This is a genomic window from Mycobacterium sp. NPDC050041 (assembly GCF_049541695.1).
Lineage (GTDB): Bacteria > Actinomycetota > Actinomycetes > Mycobacteriales > Mycobacteriaceae > Mycobacterium.
Genome location: NZ_JBMVDG010000004.1, coordinates 454674 through 473392 on the forward strand (window position 1 = coordinate 454674; position 18719 = coordinate 473392).

Annotated in this window: 19 protein-coding genes and 2 pseudogenes; 10 read left to right on the plus strand and 11 right to left on the minus strand. The window is 68.1% G+C overall.

The features are described 5' to 3' along the window. Window positions 1-325: 325 nt before the first annotated feature. A pseudogene (locus tag ACPCHZ_RS16405) lies at window positions 326-439 on the minus strand (hypothetical protein); the annotation flags it as partial. 130 nt (window positions 440-569) lie between these two features. Next, window positions 570-756, minus strand: a pseudogene (locus tag ACPCHZ_RS16410) (hypothetical protein); the annotation flags it as partial. Between the two features lie 102 nt (window positions 757-858). On the opposite strand from ACPCHZ_RS16410, the gene ACPCHZ_RS16415 reads away from it, so the two are divergent. Beyond that, on the plus strand, window positions 859-2040 hold the full coding sequence (locus ACPCHZ_RS16415; protein WP_423485686.1) for an ABC transporter substrate-binding protein: 1182 nt from the start codon (window positions 859-861) through the stop codon (window positions 2038-2040). Window positions 2041-2055: 15 nt separating this feature from the next. Here the strand turns inward: ACPCHZ_RS16415 and ACPCHZ_RS16420 are convergent, their stop codons facing one another. Further along, window positions 2056-2802 (minus strand): MerR family transcriptional regulator, encoded by a 747-nt coding sequence (locus ACPCHZ_RS16420; protein WP_423485687.1) that lies wholly within the window; start codon window positions 2800-2802, stop codon window positions 2056-2058. A 340-nt stretch (window positions 2803-3142) separates the two neighbouring features. Here ACPCHZ_RS16420 and ACPCHZ_RS16425 point away from each other — a divergent pair, with 340 nt between their 5' ends. Continuing rightward, on the plus strand, window positions 3143-4417 hold the full coding sequence (locus ACPCHZ_RS16425) for an MFS transporter (protein WP_423485688.1): 1275 nt from the start codon (window positions 3143-3145) through the stop codon (window positions 4415-4417). On the opposite strand, the gene ACPCHZ_RS16430 is transcribed toward ACPCHZ_RS16425, so the two are convergent. The 7 genes from ACPCHZ_RS16430 to ACPCHZ_RS16460 all read right to left on the minus strand — a co-directional run bounded on the left by ACPCHZ_RS16430 (window position 4418) and on the right by ACPCHZ_RS16460 (window position 12503). Beyond that, entirely contained in the window at window positions 4418-4837 is a 420-nt protein-coding gene (locus tag ACPCHZ_RS16430) for a ChaB family protein (RefSeq protein WP_364984630.1), read from the minus strand. 29 nt (window positions 4838-4866) lie between these two features. Beyond that, window positions 4867-6096 (minus strand): low temperature requirement protein A, encoded by a 1230-nt coding sequence (locus ACPCHZ_RS16435; protein WP_423485736.1) that lies wholly within the window; start codon window positions 6094-6096, stop codon window positions 4867-4869. Window positions 6097-6441: 345 nt separating this feature from the next. After that, window positions 6442-7044: a hypothetical protein gene (locus ACPCHZ_RS16440; RefSeq protein WP_423485737.1), complete on the minus strand. Its 603-nt coding sequence runs from the start codon at window positions 7042-7044 to the stop codon at window positions 6442-6444. Window positions 7045-7166: 122 nt separating this feature from the next. After that, the gene (locus ACPCHZ_RS16445; protein WP_423485689.1) at window positions 7167-8105 is read right to left on the minus strand and encodes a hypothetical protein; all 939 of its coding nucleotides are present in this window, start codon (window positions 8103-8105) and stop codon (window positions 7167-7169) included. An 89-nt stretch (window positions 8106-8194) separates the two neighbouring features. Continuing rightward, window positions 8195-9694, minus strand: coding sequence for a FadD3 family acyl-CoA ligase (locus ACPCHZ_RS16450; RefSeq protein WP_423485690.1), 1500 nt, complete (start codon window positions 9692-9694; stop codon window positions 8195-8197). Further along, complete coding sequence (locus tag ACPCHZ_RS16455) at window positions 9691-10881, minus strand: amidohydrolase family protein (protein ID WP_264015511.1); 1191 nt, start codon at window positions 10879-10881, stop codon at window positions 9691-9693. The genes ACPCHZ_RS16450 and ACPCHZ_RS16455 overlap by 4 nt, the downstream gene beginning before the upstream one ends. 35 nt (window positions 10882-10916) lie before the next feature. Next, on the minus strand, window positions 10917-12503 hold the full coding sequence (locus tag ACPCHZ_RS16460) for an AMP-binding protein (RefSeq protein WP_423485691.1): 1587 nt from the start codon (window positions 12501-12503) through the stop codon (window positions 10917-10919). Window positions 12504-12583: 80 nt separating this feature from the next. On the opposite strand from ACPCHZ_RS16460, the gene ACPCHZ_RS16465 reads away from it, so the two are divergent. From ACPCHZ_RS16465 to ACPCHZ_RS16500, 8 genes are all read left to right on the plus strand, one after another. Continuing rightward, window positions 12584-13309: an enoyl-CoA hydratase/isomerase family protein gene (locus ACPCHZ_RS16465; protein ID WP_423485692.1), complete on the plus strand. Its 726-nt coding sequence runs from the start codon at window positions 12584-12586 to the stop codon at window positions 13307-13309. 114 nt (window positions 13310-13423) lie between these two features. Next, window positions 13424-13837: a Zn-ribbon domain-containing OB-fold protein gene (locus ACPCHZ_RS16470; protein ID WP_364984616.1), complete on the plus strand. Its 414-nt coding sequence runs from the start codon at window positions 13424-13426 to the stop codon at window positions 13835-13837. Between the two features lie 28 nt (window positions 13838-13865). Next, complete coding sequence (locus tag ACPCHZ_RS16475; RefSeq protein WP_423485693.1) at window positions 13866-15008, plus strand: thiolase family protein; 1143 nt, start codon at window positions 13866-13868, stop codon at window positions 15006-15008. 109 nt (window positions 15009-15117) lie between these two features. After that, entirely contained in the window at window positions 15118-15870 is a 753-nt protein-coding gene (locus ACPCHZ_RS16480) for a hypothetical protein (RefSeq protein ID WP_423485694.1), read from the plus strand. Continuing rightward, window positions 15867-16637: a hypothetical protein gene (locus tag ACPCHZ_RS16485; protein WP_423485695.1), complete on the plus strand. Its 771-nt coding sequence runs from the start codon at window positions 15867-15869 to the stop codon at window positions 16635-16637. The genes ACPCHZ_RS16480 and ACPCHZ_RS16485 overlap by 4 nt, the downstream gene beginning before the upstream one ends. Before the next feature lie 8 nt (window positions 16638-16645). After that, complete coding sequence (locus tag ACPCHZ_RS16490; RefSeq protein WP_423485696.1) at window positions 16646-17248, plus strand: cytochrome c oxidase subunit 3; 603 nt, start codon at window positions 16646-16648, stop codon at window positions 17246-17248. Between the two features lie 4 nt (window positions 17249-17252). Continuing rightward, a complete protein-coding gene (locus ACPCHZ_RS16495; RefSeq protein WP_423485697.1) occupies window positions 17253-17558 on the plus strand; it encodes a cytochrome C oxidase subunit IV family protein in 306 nt (101 codons plus the stop codon). Window positions 17559-17610: 52 nt separating this feature from the next. Further along, complete coding sequence (locus ACPCHZ_RS16500; RefSeq protein WP_423485698.1) at window positions 17611-18042, plus strand: hypothetical protein; 432 nt, start codon at window positions 17611-17613, stop codon at window positions 18040-18042. On the opposite strand, the gene ACPCHZ_RS16505 is transcribed toward ACPCHZ_RS16500, so the two are convergent. Further along, complete coding sequence (locus ACPCHZ_RS16505; RefSeq protein WP_364984605.1) at window positions 18025-18636, minus strand: TetR/AcrR family transcriptional regulator; 612 nt, start codon at window positions 18634-18636, stop codon at window positions 18025-18027. The two genes, ACPCHZ_RS16500 and ACPCHZ_RS16505, sit on opposite strands and share 18 nt — an antisense overlap. Window positions 18637-18719: the final 83 nt, after the last annotated feature.

The following is an 18719-nucleotide window of genomic DNA, read 5'->3' on the forward strand; positions in this document are numbered from 1 at the left end:
ACCCCACTAAGAGTGGCATAAGAGGAGGGGGTAATTCCGGCCCGGAATTGGTTACTGGCGAGTTCTACGCCCGAGTAACCCACGGCCAGATAACACGGCGCGCTTCGCGGTGCGACGACAAGCGGGACAAACGTCCTGCATGCAGGTGGTTACGGTCGAGTAGCTACAACTGCGCTGTTCAAAGCAGCATTGTTATCTAATCGTTATCTAAGAATTTCGGGCTGTCGGCGACGTCGCGCTCGCGGCGAACGGGTCGACACTCGCCCGCCGAGTGTCCACCCGCGCATCGCAGGGCTTCGCCGAAGTTTGCTGGAAATATTACTAGTCAGTAAGGTTTCCAGGCCCACCGACCCAATTGCGGCACGCGTGTGCGGTTGACGTCCACTCCGACGCCGCCGACCTGACGCCTGTCCATTCCGACCCGGTGCAGTCGCGCAGCCGCCGACGCACTGACGGTCGCGCACCGCTCCCCGCCCCGCAGAAACGGTCCGACCTGCTGTTTGTACCGGCCCGAAGGTGGGTGTCCTGCTTGCCGAACCGGTGGCACGAGTCCATCGTCACCTCGCTCCGGTGCAGGTCGCGAGCCTCTGGCAACTGGATCGGCCTGCCAAGCATCAACGCGCCGCCGGGCCTGCGGCCGGACCCATACCGGATGGCTCCGAGTGCCCCGGCGGCGCGGATGTCGGCCGCGCGGATCATTCCGGCCGCGAAGTCGAGCAGGCCGCCCATCGGCGCCGCGCCGGCCGCCGCCAGCAGAGTGGGGTTGCTGGGCGAATCGGGCGCTACCTCCGGAAACCCCCGCTCGGCCGTGCGGCGAGTGGCCTGCGATACCGCGCGCCGGTTTCCTACCATGAACCCATGCTCCTGCGCGCCGGGTTGGCCCTGACGGCGTGCGCGGCACTGCTGATCGCCTGCTCGGGCTCATCCCCGGACCCCGCCGACGGTCAGCGGGTGCCCGATCTGGAACCGTTGTCCGCCATCGGGGAGGGTGAAGGCGAACTCGACCTCATTGCCTGGGCCGGTTACGCCGAGGACGGCACCAGCGACAGCGCGGTCGACTGGGTCACCGCGTTCGAGCAGCAGACCGGCTGCCGCACCACCGTCACGATCGGACACACCTCCGACGAGATGGTCGACCTCATGCGAACCGGCCGCTACGACGGCCTGTCGGCGTCGGGGGACGCCACACTGCGGCTGATCTACGCCGGGGACGTGGCACCGGTCAACACTGCGCTGGTGCCCCACTACGACACCATTTCGCCGTTCCTCAAGGACCAGCCGTGGAACTCCGTCGACGGCCGGATGTACGGCATCCCGCACGGCTGGGGCGCGAACCTGCTGATGTACAACATCGGCGTCGTGCGGGACGCGCCGAACTCGTGGGCGGCGGTGTTCGACGACGCGGCGGAATACCGGGGGCGGGTGGCCGTGTACGACTCCCCCATCTACATCGCCGACGCGGCGCTCTACCTGTCCAAGGCGAGACCCGAACTGGGTATCGGCGATCCGTACTCCCTGACCGTCGCCCAACTCGACGCCGCCACCGAGTTGCTCGAGACGCAGAGCGAGAACGTCGGGTTGTACTGGTCGGACTACACCGCCGAGGTGCAGGCCTTCGAGTCGGGCGCCGCCGTGATCGGCACCACCTGGCAGGTGATCGCCAACACCATCGGCGCCGACAACCGGGTCCAGGTCAACACCGTGCTGCCCAAGGAGGGCTCGACCGGCTGGTCGGACACCTGGATGATCTCGTCGAAGGCCGCGCACCCGAACTGCATGTACAAGTGGATGAACTGGATAGCCTCACCGGAGGTCAACGCCGAGGCCGCCGAACACTTCGGAGAGGCGCCCGCGCAGACCCTCGCTTGCGATCACACCACCACATACGACTTCTGCGATCTGTATCGCGCCACCGACGAGCAGTTCGCCGCGAAGATCCACTACTGGACGACTCCGCAGAAGGACTGCGTGGACGGCAGCGGCGACGACTGCACCACCTACGACGAGTGGGTGCAGCGGTGGCAGCGCATCAAACGCTGATCCGGCGCGCGCCGCTCAGCCGTGCGGCGGCCACTGCCCGTTGAGCAGGGCGCCCGGCGCCGAGGACACCACCCGACGGTGCAGCACCGTGTCGAGATGGCCGACCACCAGCCTGGTGGCCAACTCCCGGTAGTCGCGGACGATCTGCCTGAATTCCGGGAGCTGGTCCGGCCTGGGCAGGTGCTCGGGTCCGAACCGCGCGGTGAGGCACTCCTCCAGCGCGGTGACGACGGCGGCGGCCAGCGCATCGATGTCCTGTCGCGTCGACTCGACGATCCGTAGCAGTGCGCGGATGTACAGCATCTGGTCGGCCGCACGGGCGACGATCTCACCGAGCACGGGGTCGGTGAGCGCCACGGCGCCGTCGACCCGGCGGGCCAGGCCCAGCTCGACCAGTCGTCGCGCCTCGTCGGATCCCACGCTGATGTCGAGCGGCCCCTCCGACCGCGCGGTGGGCGGTGCAGGCGCCGCCGGGACGTCGGTGTTCCGCGCCGCAGGCACGGCGCGCTGCAGTCCGAGGATGTCGGCGAGATCCGCGCCGTCGCGCATGCCGGCGAAGAACTCGGCGATGTGAGCGGAGTTGAACCCCCGCCGCAGGAGCTGGTTGATGGTGTCCAGTTGCGCGAGATGGGAGTCGCCGTACAACGCCGAGCGGCCGGACCGGCGTGGCGGGTCCAGCAACCCCCGCTCCCGGTACGCGCGGATGTTGCGGGCGCTCACCCCCGACAGGTCAGCGAGCTCCTCGAGCCGGTACTCGCTCAACGCGCCGCACTCTCCTGCAACCCATGCCGCAGGCGAGCGCCGGCGTCGCGGTTCGTCATGCGGACACTGTACCCGGGACGTGCGATCTGAGCGAACCCAGGGCCAGCTTTGTGCAACCTCGTACGCATCGTTCGTTATTGCCTTTAATCTGCAGCTATGTAAATGTACCGACCATCTACTGCACATCAGTGTGCAGTTTCAGCCAACTCTCTAGGCTGACGAGCGAATCTCCGTGAGTGATGTCACGGAACCGGAATTGGTTTCCCAGGCCGGCGGTGGCCACCATGGAAGGCGGATACCGAGAATCGGTTCGACCGACAGTCACGACGAAGGGTTTGGTGTGCGCTCCTGGATCGTGTGGGCCACCGGACTCCTGGCCTACATCGTCGCGGTGCTCGACCGCACCACCCTCGGCGTCTCCGGACTCGATGCGGCGGACCGCTTCACGGTGAGTCCCGGCGTGCTGTCCACCTTCGTGGTGCTGCAGGTGGTGGTCTACGCGGGCGCCCAGGTGCCTGCCGGTGTGCTGCTGGACCGGTACGGCTCCAAGGTGCTCATCGTCTGCGGCGCGGCTCTGATGGCGTCGGGTCAGCTGGTGCTGGCGTTCTGCGAGTCACTGCCGTCGGCGATCGCGGCCCGCGCGGTCCTCGGCCTGGGCGATGCATTGACGTTCATCTCGGTGCTGCGCCTCGTGCCGCACTGGTTCACGCCGCGGCAGGTGCCGCTGGTCACCCAGCTCACCGGCATCTGCGGCCAGCTCGGGCAGGTGCTCTCGGCGGTGCCGTTCCTGGCCGTGCTCACCAGCGTGGGCTGGACGACTGCCTACACCTCGGTCGCCGCACTCGGCGTCCTGTCGATGGTGCTGACGTTGCTCGTCGTCAGGGACACTCCGTCGGGACGGGCCACGCCGGCGAGGACCGCCACCTTCGGCGAGACGGTGGGCAGCGTCAAGACGGTATGGCTGCGGCCGGGCACCCGGCTCGGCTTCTTCACACACATGGGCACGCAGTTCTCGGTGACGGTCTTCGCGCTGATGTGGGGAGTGCCGTACCTGACGGTGGCGCAGGGCTTGTCGGCCGGGATGGCCGGGACGCTGCTGAGCCTGTCGGTCGTCGCGGCGATCTCCGCCGGTGTGGTCATCGGCATCTTCACCGGCCGCCATCCGCACCGCCGGTCCCGCCTCGTGCTCGCCATCATCGGTAGCAACGCACTCGTGTGGACGGTGGTGCTCGCCCTGCCCGGACCGGCTCCGCTGTGGCTGCTGATACTGCTGATCGTGGTCATCTCGGTCGGCGGACCCGGCTCGATGGTGGGCTTCGACTTCGCGCGCACGTTCAACCCGAGCGCGACGCTGGGCACCGCACAGGGCATGGTCAACATGGGCGGATTCATCGCGTCGCTGCTGGTGATGCAGGCGATGGGGGTCATCCTCGACGCCACCGGTGGCTACTCGTTCGAGTCGTTCCGTTGGGCGTGGACGGCGCAGTACGCGATCTGGGCGCTGGCCACGACCGGGATCCTCATCACGCGCAGCAAGACCCGGCGCCGGATGCGGCTCGAACAGGAACGCATGCTGCTCGAGAGCTTCGAGGCAGATCCCGCCCCGGAGCGGTGATCAGCGGTTGCGGGCGGACTCCCGCCGATTCGCCTTCTTGATCGCCGATACCAGTTCGTCCTTGCTCATGGTCGACCGGCCGGAGATGTCCAGACGCCGGGCCACCTCGACGAGGTGCTTCTTCGACGCGTTGGCGTCGACGCCCTCGGCGGTCTCACCCTTGGCGTTCGGACCGCCGCTGCGGGCACGCTGATCCGACGGCCCCTTGGCCGACTTGGCTTCCCAGTGGTCGCCGACCTTCTCGTAACTGTGCTTCAGCGCGCTGTACGCCACGCGGTGGGCGCGCTCGCCCTCGCCGTACTCTTCGGCCGCCGAGTCGTGCGCCTTCGCGAAGGTGCGCTGCGCCTTGGCTTCCGATTTCTTCAGCGTGCTGGGCAGTTCGCTCTTCTTGGCCTGTCCGCCCTTGCCCGTCTTCGGCATGGTGACTCCTTTCGCGGTGCCCGAGTTGACTAGCCCGCCTGCGGCGGCGCCAAACGCAGTGCCTCCGTCTGTCCGGCCGCCGTCACATGCCGGTGGCCGGTGAGCTCGTAGCCGGCCACGACGACCACCGGCGCCAGCGTCACCACCAGCAGGCACACCGCCATCGGCACATCGATGGTCGCCAACCACACCGCCACGGCCAGGACGACGAGCGCCCCCGCGACGAGGGCACCGTGGAACACGTCCCATCTGCGTGCCACCAACCCGTAGACGGCGTACAGCCCGGCCAGATAGACGGCGAGCGGCACCGCGACGGTCGCGACCGTCGGTGCGGCGCCCAGTGCGGAGTGGTGCTCGATGTAATAGGCGGCGGCGTGCAGGCCCGCACCCGTGGCGACGATCGCGCCGAACACCGGGATGTGCAGGTACCCGAACCAGAACGACGTGCTGCGGTCGGCATGCAGCAGGTCGGCGTGCGGGACGAGGAAGTACACCCACCACATGCCGAAGGTCAGTCCGATGCCGGCGACTGCGACCAGCACCGCGTCCATGGACCAGCCCTGGATCTCCACGGCCGCCGAGATCGACGCGACGGTGCCCACCACGCCCTCCCCCAGCGCGATGATCGCCAGCAGACCGTAGCGCTCGACGATGTGGTGCACGTGCCATGGGGTTCCGCCCATCCGCCGCTCGGCGACGAACGGACCTGACAGCTCCACCGCAATCAGCGCCACGGCGCACACGAAGAACACCTCGACCGACGTCTGTACGAATATCTGTGCGGCCCAGCCGATCTGGGCCACAGTGACCGCCACCGCGTAGGTCAGGCAGGCCTGGCGCCGCGCAGGATCCTGGGAGGCCGCGCGTAACCACTGCCCCACCAGCGCGATTCGCATCACGACGTACCCGGCCACCAGGACGGCGTTGTCCACGTGTCCGCCGTGCTCGATCGAGGTGAACAGCTGCGGCAGGCCGAGGGCCAGGATGATGACGCCGACCATCTGCAGCATCGTCATCAGCCGGTAGATCCAGTCGTCGGTGTCGAACGCCGAGGCGAACCAGCTGAAGTTGATCCAGGCCCAGCAGATCGCGAACGTCGCGAATCCGAAACCGGTCAGCCCCGCCGCGACGTGGTTCTCGGCGAGCAGGTGCGCGAATTGGGACGCGGCGATCCCGAACGCCACCACGAAGGTGAGGTCGAACAGCAGCTCCAGCGGAGTGGCCGCCCGATGCTGCTCGTGCGGATCGCGGCCCACCATCCGGCGCAGCCGGTGTGCCGGCGTCGCGGCCTTGGCCCCCGGTTCGGCGTCGCTCACGTGTCCGTCCTCTCCGTCGCCGTCCCACGCATGCAGGTAGTCCACTACGCGTGCTCGCGGCCGACCTGCCTTCTTAGGCTGTTGTCGACCGCAACGACCTGGGAGCCGAGCGAATCATGAGTGCACTACTGCTGATGTGCGTGTCAGTCGCCACTCCGTTGGCCGCACTGGGACTCTACGAGTTGCAGACCCGGTTGGAGCGCTGGGACCACGACCGGCACGCGGAGGACTGACGTCGGGGTGCGCCGCACGGGTCCGGCAGACCGGCGTGTTTCGCCGAGGCGGAGGTCACACCGGGTCGAACGACGAGATCAGCCACTTTCCATCGATCTTGGTCAGGCCGACCTTGACACTGCTGGCGGCGTAGGCGCCGTCCGGATTCTCCTTGCTCACCGTCGTCTGGTTGACGAAGATCAGCGCCACCGCCGATTCGGGATGCATCTCCGCGAGCGCGCTCTGCGCCACCGACGCGCTGGTCTTCACTTCCTTCTGTTTCGCGGCGGGGGTGACGATGGTCTGCGTGAACTGCGTGTAGTAGTCCAGGAACTCGCCGGTGAGGTGCGTCTTGGCGGCGGCGAAGTCCTGGTCGAGCGTCTCCGGCGAGTAGGACAGCAGGGCGACCGTTCCGGTGGTCGCGGCGTCGAGCGCGACCTGTGCGGCGGCCGCGTCCGTCTGCTGCTCGGGGCGGTACTGGAAGAAGTACAGGGAGATCGCGAGCGCGGCCGACAGGACGAGCGCGACGGCGACGCAGATGACGGCGATCCGCCCGCGCGAACCGCGTCGACGGCCCTTGCCGCCACGGCCCGACAGCTCGAGATGCTCTTCGAGCCGGCCGGCTTCGGTGGCACCGCTCTCGGGCTCCGTCGCCGTCGTCGCCTCGTCGGCGATCACGGCGTCATCAGCGCCCGCGTCATCGGCGTCCGCGTGGTCGGCGTCCGCTAAGTCGGCGTCGTGGTGGTGGTCGGCCGAATCCTCGACCACCGGGGCCTCTTCGGTGTCGGTCTGGTCTTTGGTCACGGCACGAACTCGACTTTCGACATCTTCACCTGGTCGCCGTCGCGCTCCAGGTCGACCGACAGCCGCCATCCGCGCGGATCCTTGTTGGCCCCCGCCGCGTTGGTCACCCGCGAGGTCGCGGAGACGATCACGTTCGCCGAGTCGTCGGTCATGGTGCTCACGGCCGCGGAGTTCACCGTCACCTCCGTGATCACCTTGGAGTCCTGCGCCACCTGGGCGAAGGTCTGTGCCTGCTGCTGGAAGTCCTCGCGGAACTTGCCGGTGGAGTTGTCGATGATGCGCTGCACACCCTCTTCGGCCTTGTTGAAGTCCAGCGACATCAGGGTGACGACGGCCTGCCGGCCTGCCGCGGTGTACTCCGCGGTGAGCTGTGCGTCGCGCTCGGCCTGGCGGTGTTCGCGGATCATGTAGCCGCTGGCCGCCAGCAGCGCGCCCGTGCACAGCACGGCGAGGAAGAGCGCCACACCCTTCCAGGTCGGCAATGGCACGCGGAGGTGCAGCCGTCGGCGCGCAGTCTTCTCGTCGGCATCGCGGGTGTCGGCGACCGGCGAGTCGTCGCCCGCCTCGGTGTCGTCAGAAACAGCGTCGGCGTCGACGGGCTCGGGATCGTCGGCGTGGGTGTCGGCGACAGGCTCGTCGTCCTGGACGCTGTCGGCCGCGACCTGCTCGGTCTCGGTCACGGTCGCGGCGGCGGCGGCGGACACTTCGGCTTCCTGCGCCTGCCGGCGCAGTCGCAACGCGCGCGCTCGCGCACGGGCGGCGGCGGCCGCCGCCTCGGCCTCGGCCGCTTCGGCCTCGGCTTCCTCGGCGAGGATCCCGGCGAGCGCGGGGTCGGGCCGGTCCTGCGGGTCCGCGGGCGATACCTCGTCCGTCGGTGGGCCGGTGACCGGAGCCGAGCCGGCGTCGGTCGACGCCTTACGCCTGAACGAAGGCACAGCGACCTCCTTGTCTTGTCTGTCTGACCGGTCCCACCTGACGCAGCCGGAGGAGAATGGCGTTTCCATTCTCGTTTGTCGACGCCACCCTACTCATCACCGCTCGACGCCGGCGCAGGCCTGCGTTCCGGGGTTGCCGAGGAGCGCAGCTGGTCTTTCATGACCTTGCCCGTCGCGTTGAGCGGCAGTCGGTCGAGGAACTCGACGGAGCGCGGCACCTTGAATCCCGCCATCCGGTCCCGGCTCCACGCGATCAGTTCCTCGGCGTTCGTCTCCGGCGCCCGCTCGGACCGCACGACGAAGGCCTTGCCGACCTGACCCATCCGCTCGTCGGGCACACCGATGACGGCGGCCTGCGCGACCGCGGGGTGCTCGAGCAGGAAGCCCTCGATCTCGGCCGGGTAGGCGTTGAAGCCGCCGACGATGAACATGTCCTTCTTGCGACCGACGATGCGCAGTCTGCCGGAGTCGTCGAGCGTGCCGAGGTCGCCGGTGTGCAACCAGCCGTCGGGGTCGACGGCCTCCGCCGTGGCGGCCGGGTCGTCGAGGTAGCCCTGCATCACGCTGTAGCCACGGACCAGGACCTCGCCGTCGTCAGCGATCCGGACGTCGATGCCGTCGCAGGCGATTCCGACGGTGGTCGCGATGTCGGTGAACGAGTCACCCGGCCGCGACAGTGTGGCGGTGCCGCATTCGGTCAGGCCGTAGCCGGTGTTCACCGACGCGAACGGCAGCTCGTCGTGGATGCGGCGGATCAACTCCACCGGGATGTCCGACGCACCGGTCACCCCCGCACGCAGCGACGCCAGCTTCGACTTGTCCTGCACGGCGAGCAACGAGTGGTACAGCGTCGGCGGCCCCGGCAGCATGGTCACCCGTTCACGCTCGATGAGGTCGACCACGACGTCGACGTCGAACACCGGGACCGGCAGGATGGTGGCGCCGCGGATCATCGAGGCGATGCACCCGGCCTTGTAGCCGAAGGTGTGGAAGAACGGATTGACGGCCAGGTAGCGGTCACCCCGGCGCAGATCGTTGAGGTCACACCACTCCTCGTACATCCGGAGCGTCTGCAGGTGGTTCATCATCACGCCCTTGGGGCGGCCGGTGGTCCCGGAGGTGTAGATGATGTCGGCGATGTCGGTGCCGCTGATCGCCCGCTCGAACGGCTCGCCGCTGTCGAGGAAGCCGGACTTCAGATCGATCACCGGGACACCGGCGGGAGCGCTGTACTCGGTGCCGAGGAAACCTTGTTGCACCAGAACGGCTTTGGCGCCGCTGCGGCCGATGACGTCGGCCGCCTCGTCGGTCTTGAAGCGGGTGTTGACCGGGACCAGCACGCCGCCGGCGGTCACCAGTCCGAACGCGGCGATGATCCACTCGGCGGAGTTCGGGGCCCACACCGCCACCCGGTCGCCCTTGGCCACGCCGAGATCACGGAAGGCACCCGCGGCGCGGCGCACCCGTTCGATGAGCTCGACGTACGAGAGGCGCAGCGGACCGTCGACGATCGCTTCCGCGTCGCCGAAGCGGTCCGCCGCGCTGGCGACCATCTCGGGGATGGTCTGCCATTTGGGAACGTAGGTCACGTAGTGACGAGACGACCCAGGTTGCCGCCCATGATCTTCGCCTGGTCCTCCATCGAGAGGTGCTCGAGTGCGGTGACGTAGTGGGTCGGCTCGGCCAGTCCCTCGGGGTGCGGCCAGTCCGACCCGTAGAGCACCTGGTCCACGCCGATCAGGTTGATGAGGTCGTCGATGCCCTCTTCGTAGAACGGGCTGACGAAGATCCGGTTCTTGATCTCCTCCATCGGGTTGCCCGGGAAGGCTTCCGGGGCCTTCTTGTAGACCTCGGACATGGAGTCCAGCAGCGGGAACATCCACTTGGATCCGGCCTCGACGATGCCCACCTTGAGCGTCGGGAACCGGAACAGCGCGCCGTGGATGACCCAGGAGGCCACCGCGTCCTGGATCGGGCGCCACTCGTTGAGGATGTTCATCGCGTTGGTCTGGAACGGCAGCATCTCTTGGGCGACGCCGTCCCACTCGGAGGTGTAGCGCGAGTAGCCGCTGTCCGAGGAGTGCATGCCGACGAAGATGTCGTACTCCACGCACTTCTGCCAGAAGGGGTCGAACTCGGGCAGCGCGAAGGACCGGGGGCCGCGGAAGCCAGGCACCGGCGCCGGCCGGACCAGGATGGCGCGGGCGCCGCGCTTGACCGCCCACTCCAGCTCCTCGATGGCCTTCTCGACGATCGGCAGCGTGATCACCGGCGTGACGAAGATGCGGTTCTGGTAGTTGAAGCCCCACACCTCGTGCAGCCACTCGTTCAGCGAGTGGATGATCACGTGGATGGCCATCGGGTCGTCGCGCAGCCGCTCCTCGATGAGGCTGGCCAGCGTCGGGAACATCAGGCTGCGGTCGATGCCGAGCTCGTTCATCAGCTCCAGGCGCGGGCCCGGCTCGAAGAACGCCGGGATCGAGCGCATCGGCTCACCGAACAGCTCCCGCTTGCTCTTGCCGTCGGGGTTGCCGAACTTGAAGTACTCCTCCCAGGCACCGGGCTTCGCGACGTGCGAGAACGTCGGGTTGGGGATGTAGTTGCTGATCTGACCCTTGATCGCGATCTTGGTGCGCCCGTTGACCTCGACGTACTGGACGACGTCCTTGTACTCCTTGGGGAGGTACTTGGTCATCGCCTCCGGCGGCTCGTAGAGATGGTTGTCCGCGTCGAACAGCGGAAAGGGGATGTCGACCCGATGCGAGAGTTGTCCCATGAAATGCTCCTTTGCTTATTGCGAGAATCGTATTCTCATTCGGTGGCCACTGCAACGCCCTGCCCGGCCTCGGCCGCGACCCGGCCGTGGATCTGCTCCCGGATGAGGACTTTCTGCACCTTGCCGCTGGCCGTGCGCGGATAGTCCTGCCCCTCGGGGACCTCGTGCAGTTCCTCCGGACACTTCTGCCGCGCCACACCGGCCCGCCCGAAGTGGGCGCGGACCTCGTCGATGCCGGGCATGGTGTGGCCGGGCTTGACCCGCAGCACCGCGGCGACGTGCTCACCGAGCCGCTCATCGGGTGCGGACACCACCACCGCCTCGGCCACGGCGGGCATCGCGAGCAGCACCTCTTCGACTTCGAGGGCGCTGATGTTCTCGCCGCCGCGGATGATCACGTCGGCCTTGCGGTCGGTGATCGTCAGGTAGCCGTCGTCGTCGAGAACGCCGACGTCACCGGTGTGGTACCAGCCGTCGGCGTCGAACGCCTTGGCCGTCAGCTCGTCGTCGGTGTAGCCGAGGCACAGGTCGGGCCCCCGCGAGAGGATCTCGCCGTCGTCGGTCAGCTTGATCTCCACGCCCGGGCGGACGTCGCCGTCGGTGTAGAGCCGCTTGGCCTCCGGTGCGGTACGCCGCGACCCAGTGATCGACGGATGTTCGGTGCTGCCGTAGGAGCGGAAGACGAACAGTCCCATGTCGGCCAGCCGCCGGGTCACCGCTGCGGGCACGGTCGAGCCGCCCAGCCCGACGGTGCTGAAGTTGGCCATGTGCGCCGGGGTGCAGTTCGGGTGGTCGAGCAGGCTGGTGACGAAGTAGGGCGGGCCGCCGCCGATCGACAGTCCCTCGGTCTCGATGAGGTCGAGCACCTTGGCCGGGTCCCAGACGTCGCACAGGTCGATCGGCGCGCCCTCGAGCACCGGGATCAGGAAGGCCCCCAGCATGCCGATGAAGTGCCCGACGGGAGTCGCCGTCAGCTGCCTGCCGCGGTCGGGCGGGTAGTTCTCCAGCAGCTGACGGGTCTCGAATCCGAGGGTCTGGTGGCTGTGCACCACGCCCTTGGGATCGCGGGTGGTGCCCGAGGTGAAGGCGATCAAGGCGGGGCTCGCCGGATCGGCCTGCACGGTGCCGACCAGCGGCTCGTCGTCGAAGAGGTCGTCGAAGCCGTCGGTGCCGACCAGGCCGACGATGGGCACGTCAGCGCACAGATCCGGCTGGAACTGCATGCGGCCGAACTCCTCGACCGTGATGAAGACCTTGGGCCGCGCCGTCCCCAGGATGTGCGTGAGCTCCTTGCGGCCGTAGAAGTGCACGATCGGCACGACGACCGCGCCGAGGAACGCCGAGGCCCAGAAGGCCACGGCCGCTTCCATCCAGTTCGGCAGCTGCAGGGCGACCACGTCACCCGGCCCGACCCCCCGCCTGCGCAGGCCCGACGCCAGCCGCCGCGCCCGCAGTTCGACGTCGGAGAAGGTGCCGGCATAGGGCCGGACCGCCGAGTGCACCCAGAAGCCGGTGTCCGGGCTCGCGGTCAGACCACCGGCGAGCATTTCGCCGAGTGTCTCGCGGGTCCACCACCCTTCCGCCTCGTACCGTTCGGTCAGCTCAACAGGGATGTTTCGCACGCTTGCCCAGCACCTCCAGCTCGATGGCGATGCTATTCTCCGCTGGCGAGAATGCCAATACCGCACTGGGAGAACGTCTGATGGTCGACCTCGAGGTGAACGACGGGCTCGCGGTGATCACCATCGACCGCCCGCACGCCCGCAATGCCATCTCCCTGGAGACGATGGGCCAGCTCGAGACGGCGCTGGACGCCCTCGAGACCACCGTGGACGCGCGCGCACTCGCGATCACCGGTGCCGGCGACCGCGCCTTCGTCTCCGGCGGCGACCTCAAGGAACTCAGTGCGCTGCGCACCGAACTCGACGCCTCGGCGATGGCCTGGCGGATGCGGGCGATCTGCGACCGGATCGCCGCCTTCCCCGGCCCCGTGATCGCTGCCCTCAACGGCCATGCGCTCGGCGGCGGCGCCGAGTTCGCGATGGCCGCCGACATCCGGCTCGCGGCCGACGACATCAAGATCGGTTTCAACCAGGTGACGCTGGCGATCATGCCCGCGTGGGGCGGCGCCGAGCGGCTGGCCGCGCTGGTCGGCAGGGGCCGCGCGCTGATGCTGGCGGGTGCGGGCACGGTGCTCGAGGCGGCCGAGGCCGAGCGGATCGGCCTGGTCGACCGGGTACTGCCGCGCGCCTCCTTCGATGCCGACTGGCGCGCCGTCGCCCAGGCGCTGGCCACCGCGCCGGCCGCCGAGGTGAAACGGGTGGTCAACGGCGTCACCACGACCGAAGCCGTCGCCGCGTTCGCCCGCCTGTGGGTGTCCGACGCGCACTGGGAGGCCGCCGACAAGGTGATGAAGCGGGCTAGGTAGACCAGTTCGCCGAGACCTGTTCTCTCTAGACGAGAACGCCATTTCCAATTAATGTCAGCCACATGCACGGGCGCCGCATAGGCGCTGTTCGACCGTCGACACAGGAGGACGTCCATGGCCAAGGCGCTCGCGCCCGAGATCTCGACCTGGCCGGACAGCGAACCCCAGCTGATCGGCAGCACCTGCGGCGCATGTGGCGCCACCGTCTTCCCGGTGCAGGCCCACTGTCCGAAGTGCAGCAGCGCCGAGATGTCGGACGCGCTGCTCCCGCGCACGGGCACGCTCGTCGCCTGGACCACGCAGGGTTTCCCGCCCGGCGCCCCCTACAAGGGGCCGACCGGCAAGGATTTCGTGCCGTTCGGCGTCGGCCTCGTGCAACTCGAGGACGTCATCCGGGTGGAGGGCCGGCTCACCGAGAACGATCCGGCCAAGCTGCAGTTCGGGATGGACGTCGAGCTGACGATGATCCCGTTCACCGAGGACGAGGACGGCGAGGAGATCATCACCTTCGCCTTCCAGCCGGTCTGACCCCGCGTACGAGAGGAACAGTCGAGACATGAACGACGTGGCGATCATCGGCGTGGGTCTGCATCCCTTCGGCCGCTTCGACAAGACCGCGATGGAGATGGGCGCAGAGGCGATCCAGAGTGCCTTGACCGACGCGAAGCTGGACTGGAAGGACATCCAGTTCGGCTTCGGCGGCAGCTACGAGGTGTCCAATCCCGACGCGGTCACCCGCCTGGTCGGCCTGACCGGCATCACGTTCACCAACGTGTTCAACGCCTGCGCCACGGCCGCCAGTGCCATCCAGCAGACCGCCGACACCATCCGGCTGGGCAAGTACGACATCGGCATCGCGATCGGCCTGGACAAGCACCCGCGCGGCGCGTTCACCGACGATCCTGCCAAACTCGCTTTGCCGCAGTGGTATGCGGAGAACGGGCAGTTCGTCACCACCAAGTTCTTCGGCATCAAGGCCAACCACTATCTGCACAAGCACGGCATCTCCGAGGAGACGCTCGCGCGCGTGGCCAACAAGAACTTCCGCAACGGCGCACTGAATCCGAATGCGTTCCGCCGCAAGGAGATCTCGGTCGACGAGATCATGGCCTCGCCGGTGCTGAACTATCCGTTGCGCCAGTTCATGTTCTGCGCCCCCGACGAGGGTGCGGCGGCGGTCATCATGTGCCGCGGCGACATCGCGCACCGCTACACCGACAAGCCGGTATACGTGAAGGCCACGGAGATTCGCACCAGGACGTTCGGCGCCTACGAGGTGCACGCCACATCCGCGCCGCTCGACGAGGACGTCTCCCCCACGGTGTACGCCGCCCGCGCGGCCTACGAGCAGGCCGGGATCGGCCCCGAGGACGTCGACGTGGCACAGCTCCAGGACACCGACGCCGGCGCGGAGGTCATCCACATGGCCGAGACGGGCCTGTGCGCCGACGGCGAGCAGGAGAAGCTGCTGGCCGACGGCGCCACCCAGATCGGCGGATCGATACCGGTCAACACCGACGGCGGTCTGATCGCCAACGGCGAGCCGATCGGCGCGTCGGGTCTGCGCCAGGTGCACGAGCTGGTGCGCCAGCTGCGCGGCGAAGCGGGCGACCGCCAGGTCCCCGGCGAGCCGAGGGTCGGGCTGGCGCAGGTGTACGGGGCGCCGGGAACCGCGTCGGCCACCATCCTGTCGACCTGAAGCCGGCGTTGCCCGGTGGGTAGCCGATCGGCTACTCTGGCTGACCAGCCGACCGGCTAGGGGCCGCGTTCAGCGCGCTCCGCCCACCGCCGCAACGCATCGAGGTTCGATGACGCTCACCGATACCGACAGCTCGCCACGATCCGCCGACGTCACCACCCAATCGGTCAGTCTGTGGGCCGCGCTGGCGGCCGCGGTGATGTTGCTCGTCGCATTCGTCGCCTTCCCCGGTTTCTTCCCGCCGATGTCGCCGACACTGTCCGCCGAGGAGGTCGCGGCGTTCTACCGGGACAACGCCGCGATGATCCGGTTCAGCATGATCACGTTCAACCTGTGCGCGATCATGCTGCTGCCGTTGTTCCTGGTGATCGTCGTCCAGATGAAGCGGATGGCCGGCCAGAGCCACGTGCTGGCCTACTGCTACCTGACCGCCGTCGTCAGCGGCGCAACGATTTTCGCGCTTGCCGACATCTTCTACCTGGTGGCCGCGTTCCGTCCGGACCGCGGGCCCGAACTGGTCCAGTTGCTCAACGACATGGCCTGGATCATCTTCATCGCGCCGGTCGGCATGCTGGTCGCCCAGAACCTGCTACTGGCGCTGGCCGTCTACTTCGACACCGGTCCGCGGCCGGTGTTCCCGCGCTGGGTCGGGCACTACTCGCTGGCGACGGCTGTGGCGATGGCCCCCGCCGCGGCCGCGGCGGTGGTCACCTCCGGACCGCTGGCCTGGGACGGCGTGGTGTCATTCTGGTTGCGCAACGGCGCCTTCGCCGCCTTCGTGGTGGTGATGTTCTTCGTGCTGCGGGGCGTGCTGCGCAGGCAGGCCGCAGAGCAGCGCGACGCGGCGGTGCCCGCCCGATGAGCACGGTCACCTCACCGGCCGAGAGGCCCGCCGACAATCCCGGCGCCGTCGATCCCGCGCGACCGTCGGCGGGCAAGCGCGACATCTGGATCGTCTTCTGGATCGTGCCCGCGTTCTACACCGCGTTCGGGGCGATCTTCTTCGCCCTGGCGCGCACCATGCCCCCGCCGCGGCCCGACGTCACCACTGCGCAGAAGGCCGAGTTCTTCGCCGCACACCACCTGACCATCCAGATCGGTTTCGGGATGCTCATCCTCATCGTCGGCGGCGCGGGTGTAGCCAACGGCATCGTCGTCTACCACATGAAACGGATGACCTCGGGTTCGGTCTGCGCGTATCTCTACATGGGCGGGATGGCCGTCGGCGCGCTACCCGGCTGCCTGCTCGTCGCGTTCTGCTTCCTGACGGCGGCGCTGCGGCCCGACCGCGATCCCGAACTGCTGGCGCTGCTCTACGACCTCGGCTGCCTGTCCTACGTCGGATCGCTCGGCTGCTTCGCCGCCGCGTATTTCGGCTTCGCGATCGCCATCCTCTACGACCGCAACGGCGTCTTCCCCAAGTGGCTGGCCTACGTCACCGTCTGGCAGATCGTCACCGAGATCATGGCGGCGCCGCTCTTCGTGGTGGGCGCCGGGCCGTTCTCGTGGAACGGGTCGATGGCCTTTTGGTCCGGGACGCTGATCTTCGGCTTCTGGCTGTCCTGCGTGATCTTCTTCCTCCGCAAGGCCACCGAGGAACAGCCCGCCGACGAACTGCCGCTGGACTGAGGCCGGCCATGACCGACACCCGGCAGAACGCCGTCACCGCTCCCGGCACCGGCACCGGCACGCGAGCCCACCTGCCCGGGGACGGCGCCATGTGGGTGATGGTGCTGGGCGACCTCATCATCTTCGGCGCCTACTTCGTGATCTTCATGGTGCACCGCGCGATGGCGCCGCAGGAGTACCTGCACGCCCAGCAGGACCTCACGCTCACCGTGGGTGTGCTGAACACGCTTGTGCTGCTGACGAGTTCGTGGTTCATCGCGCGCGGCGTGGTGGCGGCGCGGGCGGGCGACCCCTTCGCCGCCCTGCGGTGGACCTACGGCGGCGCCGCCTGTGGCGTGGCGTTCATCGGCGTCAAGGCCTACGAGTGGTCGGTCAAGATCGCCGGGGGCCACACGTTGGGCAGCGGAGAGTTCTGGTCGTTCTACTACATGCTCACCGGTATCCACCTCTTCCACGTCGCCCTCGGCCTGCTGATCATCGGCATCGTCGTCCGCGAGCTGCGCGACCCGCATCGTCGCCGGATGTCGATGGTCGAGTCCGGGGCTGTCTACTGGCACATGGTGGACCTGTTGTGGATCGTCATCTTCGCCCTGCTCTACGTGATGAGGTGAACCCGTGACCGTCGATGCTTCTCCAGCCGCCGCCTCGAGGGCACAGGCGGACCGTGCGGTCACGGTCGCCTGGGTCGTGCTGTCGGCGATCACCGTCGCCTCCTGGTGGCTCGCACCCGCCCACGGCGACCACGACGCGGTGGCCAGCATCCCCATCACCCTGGCGGTGATCGCCCTGGGAGTGATCAAGGGTCGGTTGATCATCCGGTACTTCATGGAGGTCAGAACGGCGCCGCGGTGGCTGCGCTGGGCCACCGACGGGTGGCTGGCGGTGCTGTGGGCCGCCGTGCTGGCCATCTATCTGTACTGAGCGGCTCGGGCAAACGACGCAATCGGTGGAAGTCCTGTTCTAATATTCGATAATGCTGTTTCCGATCCGGCCCGCCGTCGCGACCGCGGCGGTGTTCGCCGCCATGTTGTCGACGGTCGGTTCGGCCAACGCCCAGCCCGCACCGCCGCCGCCGGTGATGCATCACGTCAAGTACACCGTCTTCACCGAGGTGCCGGTGCCCGAGGCGGAGATCTACTACCGCGACGTCGATCCGCCGAACTGGGCGGAGTACAGCCACAATTCGTACAAGTTCAGCCCCAAGACCTGGTCGGCGCTCGGTCCGGATCAGATGTGGACGCTGGACGTCATGCTCGCCGATCCGGATCAGTGGGCCATGGTCACGGCCACCACGTTCTACGCGACGGAGCCCGCGAACTTCCACTGCGTGCTCGCCGTCGACGGCGTCGTGGTGAAGACAGATGCCGGCCCCAAGGGCACGCTCTGCTCAATCCGCCCCTGGTGACTCGAGGGGCAACGGCTCCCCCTCGATTGCGCGGATCTGGTCTTCGAGGAACGACACGATCTCCGAGTGGCCCAGCGACATCCCGAGGCTGCGCTCGAACACCAGGACCTGTGAGGCGCCGGTGGCGAAGAACGTCCACACCACGGCGGGCACCGTCGAGGTGTCGACCCCGTAGTTCTGCAGCACCACCTTCATCGCCTTGGTCTGCTCCTCACGGGCCCGCTGCGCGTACAGCGCGATCTCGGCGTGCAGCGCCTTGCGGTGGTTGGCCAGCCCCATGAACTCGAGCGTCAGCCGGGTCGCCGACGGATCGGTCATGAAGCGCCACAGGGCCCACAGCGGCTGCGGCGACGTCAGCGCCCGCGCCTGCGCCTCCAGGCCCTGCTCGGCGCGACGCCGGAACAGCGCGAGGAACAACTCGTCCATGGTGCGGAAGTAGTAGTGCACCAGCTGCGGTTTGAGGTCGGCCTTCTCTGCGACGCGTCGCGACGTCACCGCCGCGTAACCCTCGTCGATCATCAACTGCTCGGCGGCTTCGAGCAGCACGACCCGGTTCCTGGCGTCGGGCGCCCCGATCCGGCGCGGAGAAGCCACGTCGCAACACCTTCCGTCGAATGACTGGTGGACACGGGGATAGTAGCCGCCGTCGGGCGCTGTGACCTTGACCACGACCCTAC

What these genes read in the sequence shown, in the direction of transcription:
- ACPCHZ_RS16415 (WP_423485686.1), top strand. Translation starts at nt 859, where the DNA reads ATGCTCCTGCGCGCCGGGTTGGCCCTGACGGCGTGCGCGGCACTGCTG.
- ACPCHZ_RS16430 (WP_364984630.1), bottom strand. Translation starts at nt 4,837, where the DNA reads ATGCCGAAGACGGGCAAGGGCGGACAGGCCAAGAAGAGCGAACTGCCC.
- ACPCHZ_RS16435 (WP_423485736.1), bottom strand. Translation starts at nt 6,096, where the DNA reads ATGGTGGGCCGCGATCCGCACGAGCAGCATCGGGCGGCCACTCCGCTG.
- ACPCHZ_RS16455 (WP_264015511.1), bottom strand. Translation starts at nt 10,881, where the DNA reads ATGGGACAACTCTCGCATCGGGTCGACATCCCCTTTCCGCTGTTCGAC.
- ACPCHZ_RS16465 (WP_423485692.1), top strand. Translation starts at nt 12,584, where the DNA reads ATGGTCGACCTCGAGGTGAACGACGGGCTCGCGGTGATCACCATCGAC.
- ACPCHZ_RS16470 (WP_364984616.1), top strand. Translation starts at nt 13,424, where the DNA reads ATGGCCAAGGCGCTCGCGCCCGAGATCTCGACCTGGCCGGACAGCGAA.
- ACPCHZ_RS16475 (WP_423485693.1), top strand. Translation starts at nt 13,866, where the DNA reads ATGAACGACGTGGCGATCATCGGCGTGGGTCTGCATCCCTTCGGCCGC.
- ACPCHZ_RS16480 (WP_423485694.1), top strand. Translation starts at nt 15,118, where the DNA reads ATGACGCTCACCGATACCGACAGCTCGCCACGATCCGCCGACGTCACC.
- ACPCHZ_RS16485 (WP_423485695.1), top strand. Translation starts at nt 15,867, where the DNA reads ATGAGCACGGTCACCTCACCGGCCGAGAGGCCCGCCGACAATCCCGGC.
- ACPCHZ_RS16490 (WP_423485696.1), top strand. Translation starts at nt 16,646, where the DNA reads ATGACCGACACCCGGCAGAACGCCGTCACCGCTCCCGGCACCGGCACC.
- ACPCHZ_RS16500 (WP_423485698.1), top strand. Translation starts at nt 17,611, where the DNA reads ATGCTGTTTCCGATCCGGCCCGCCGTCGCGACCGCGGCGGTGTTCGCC.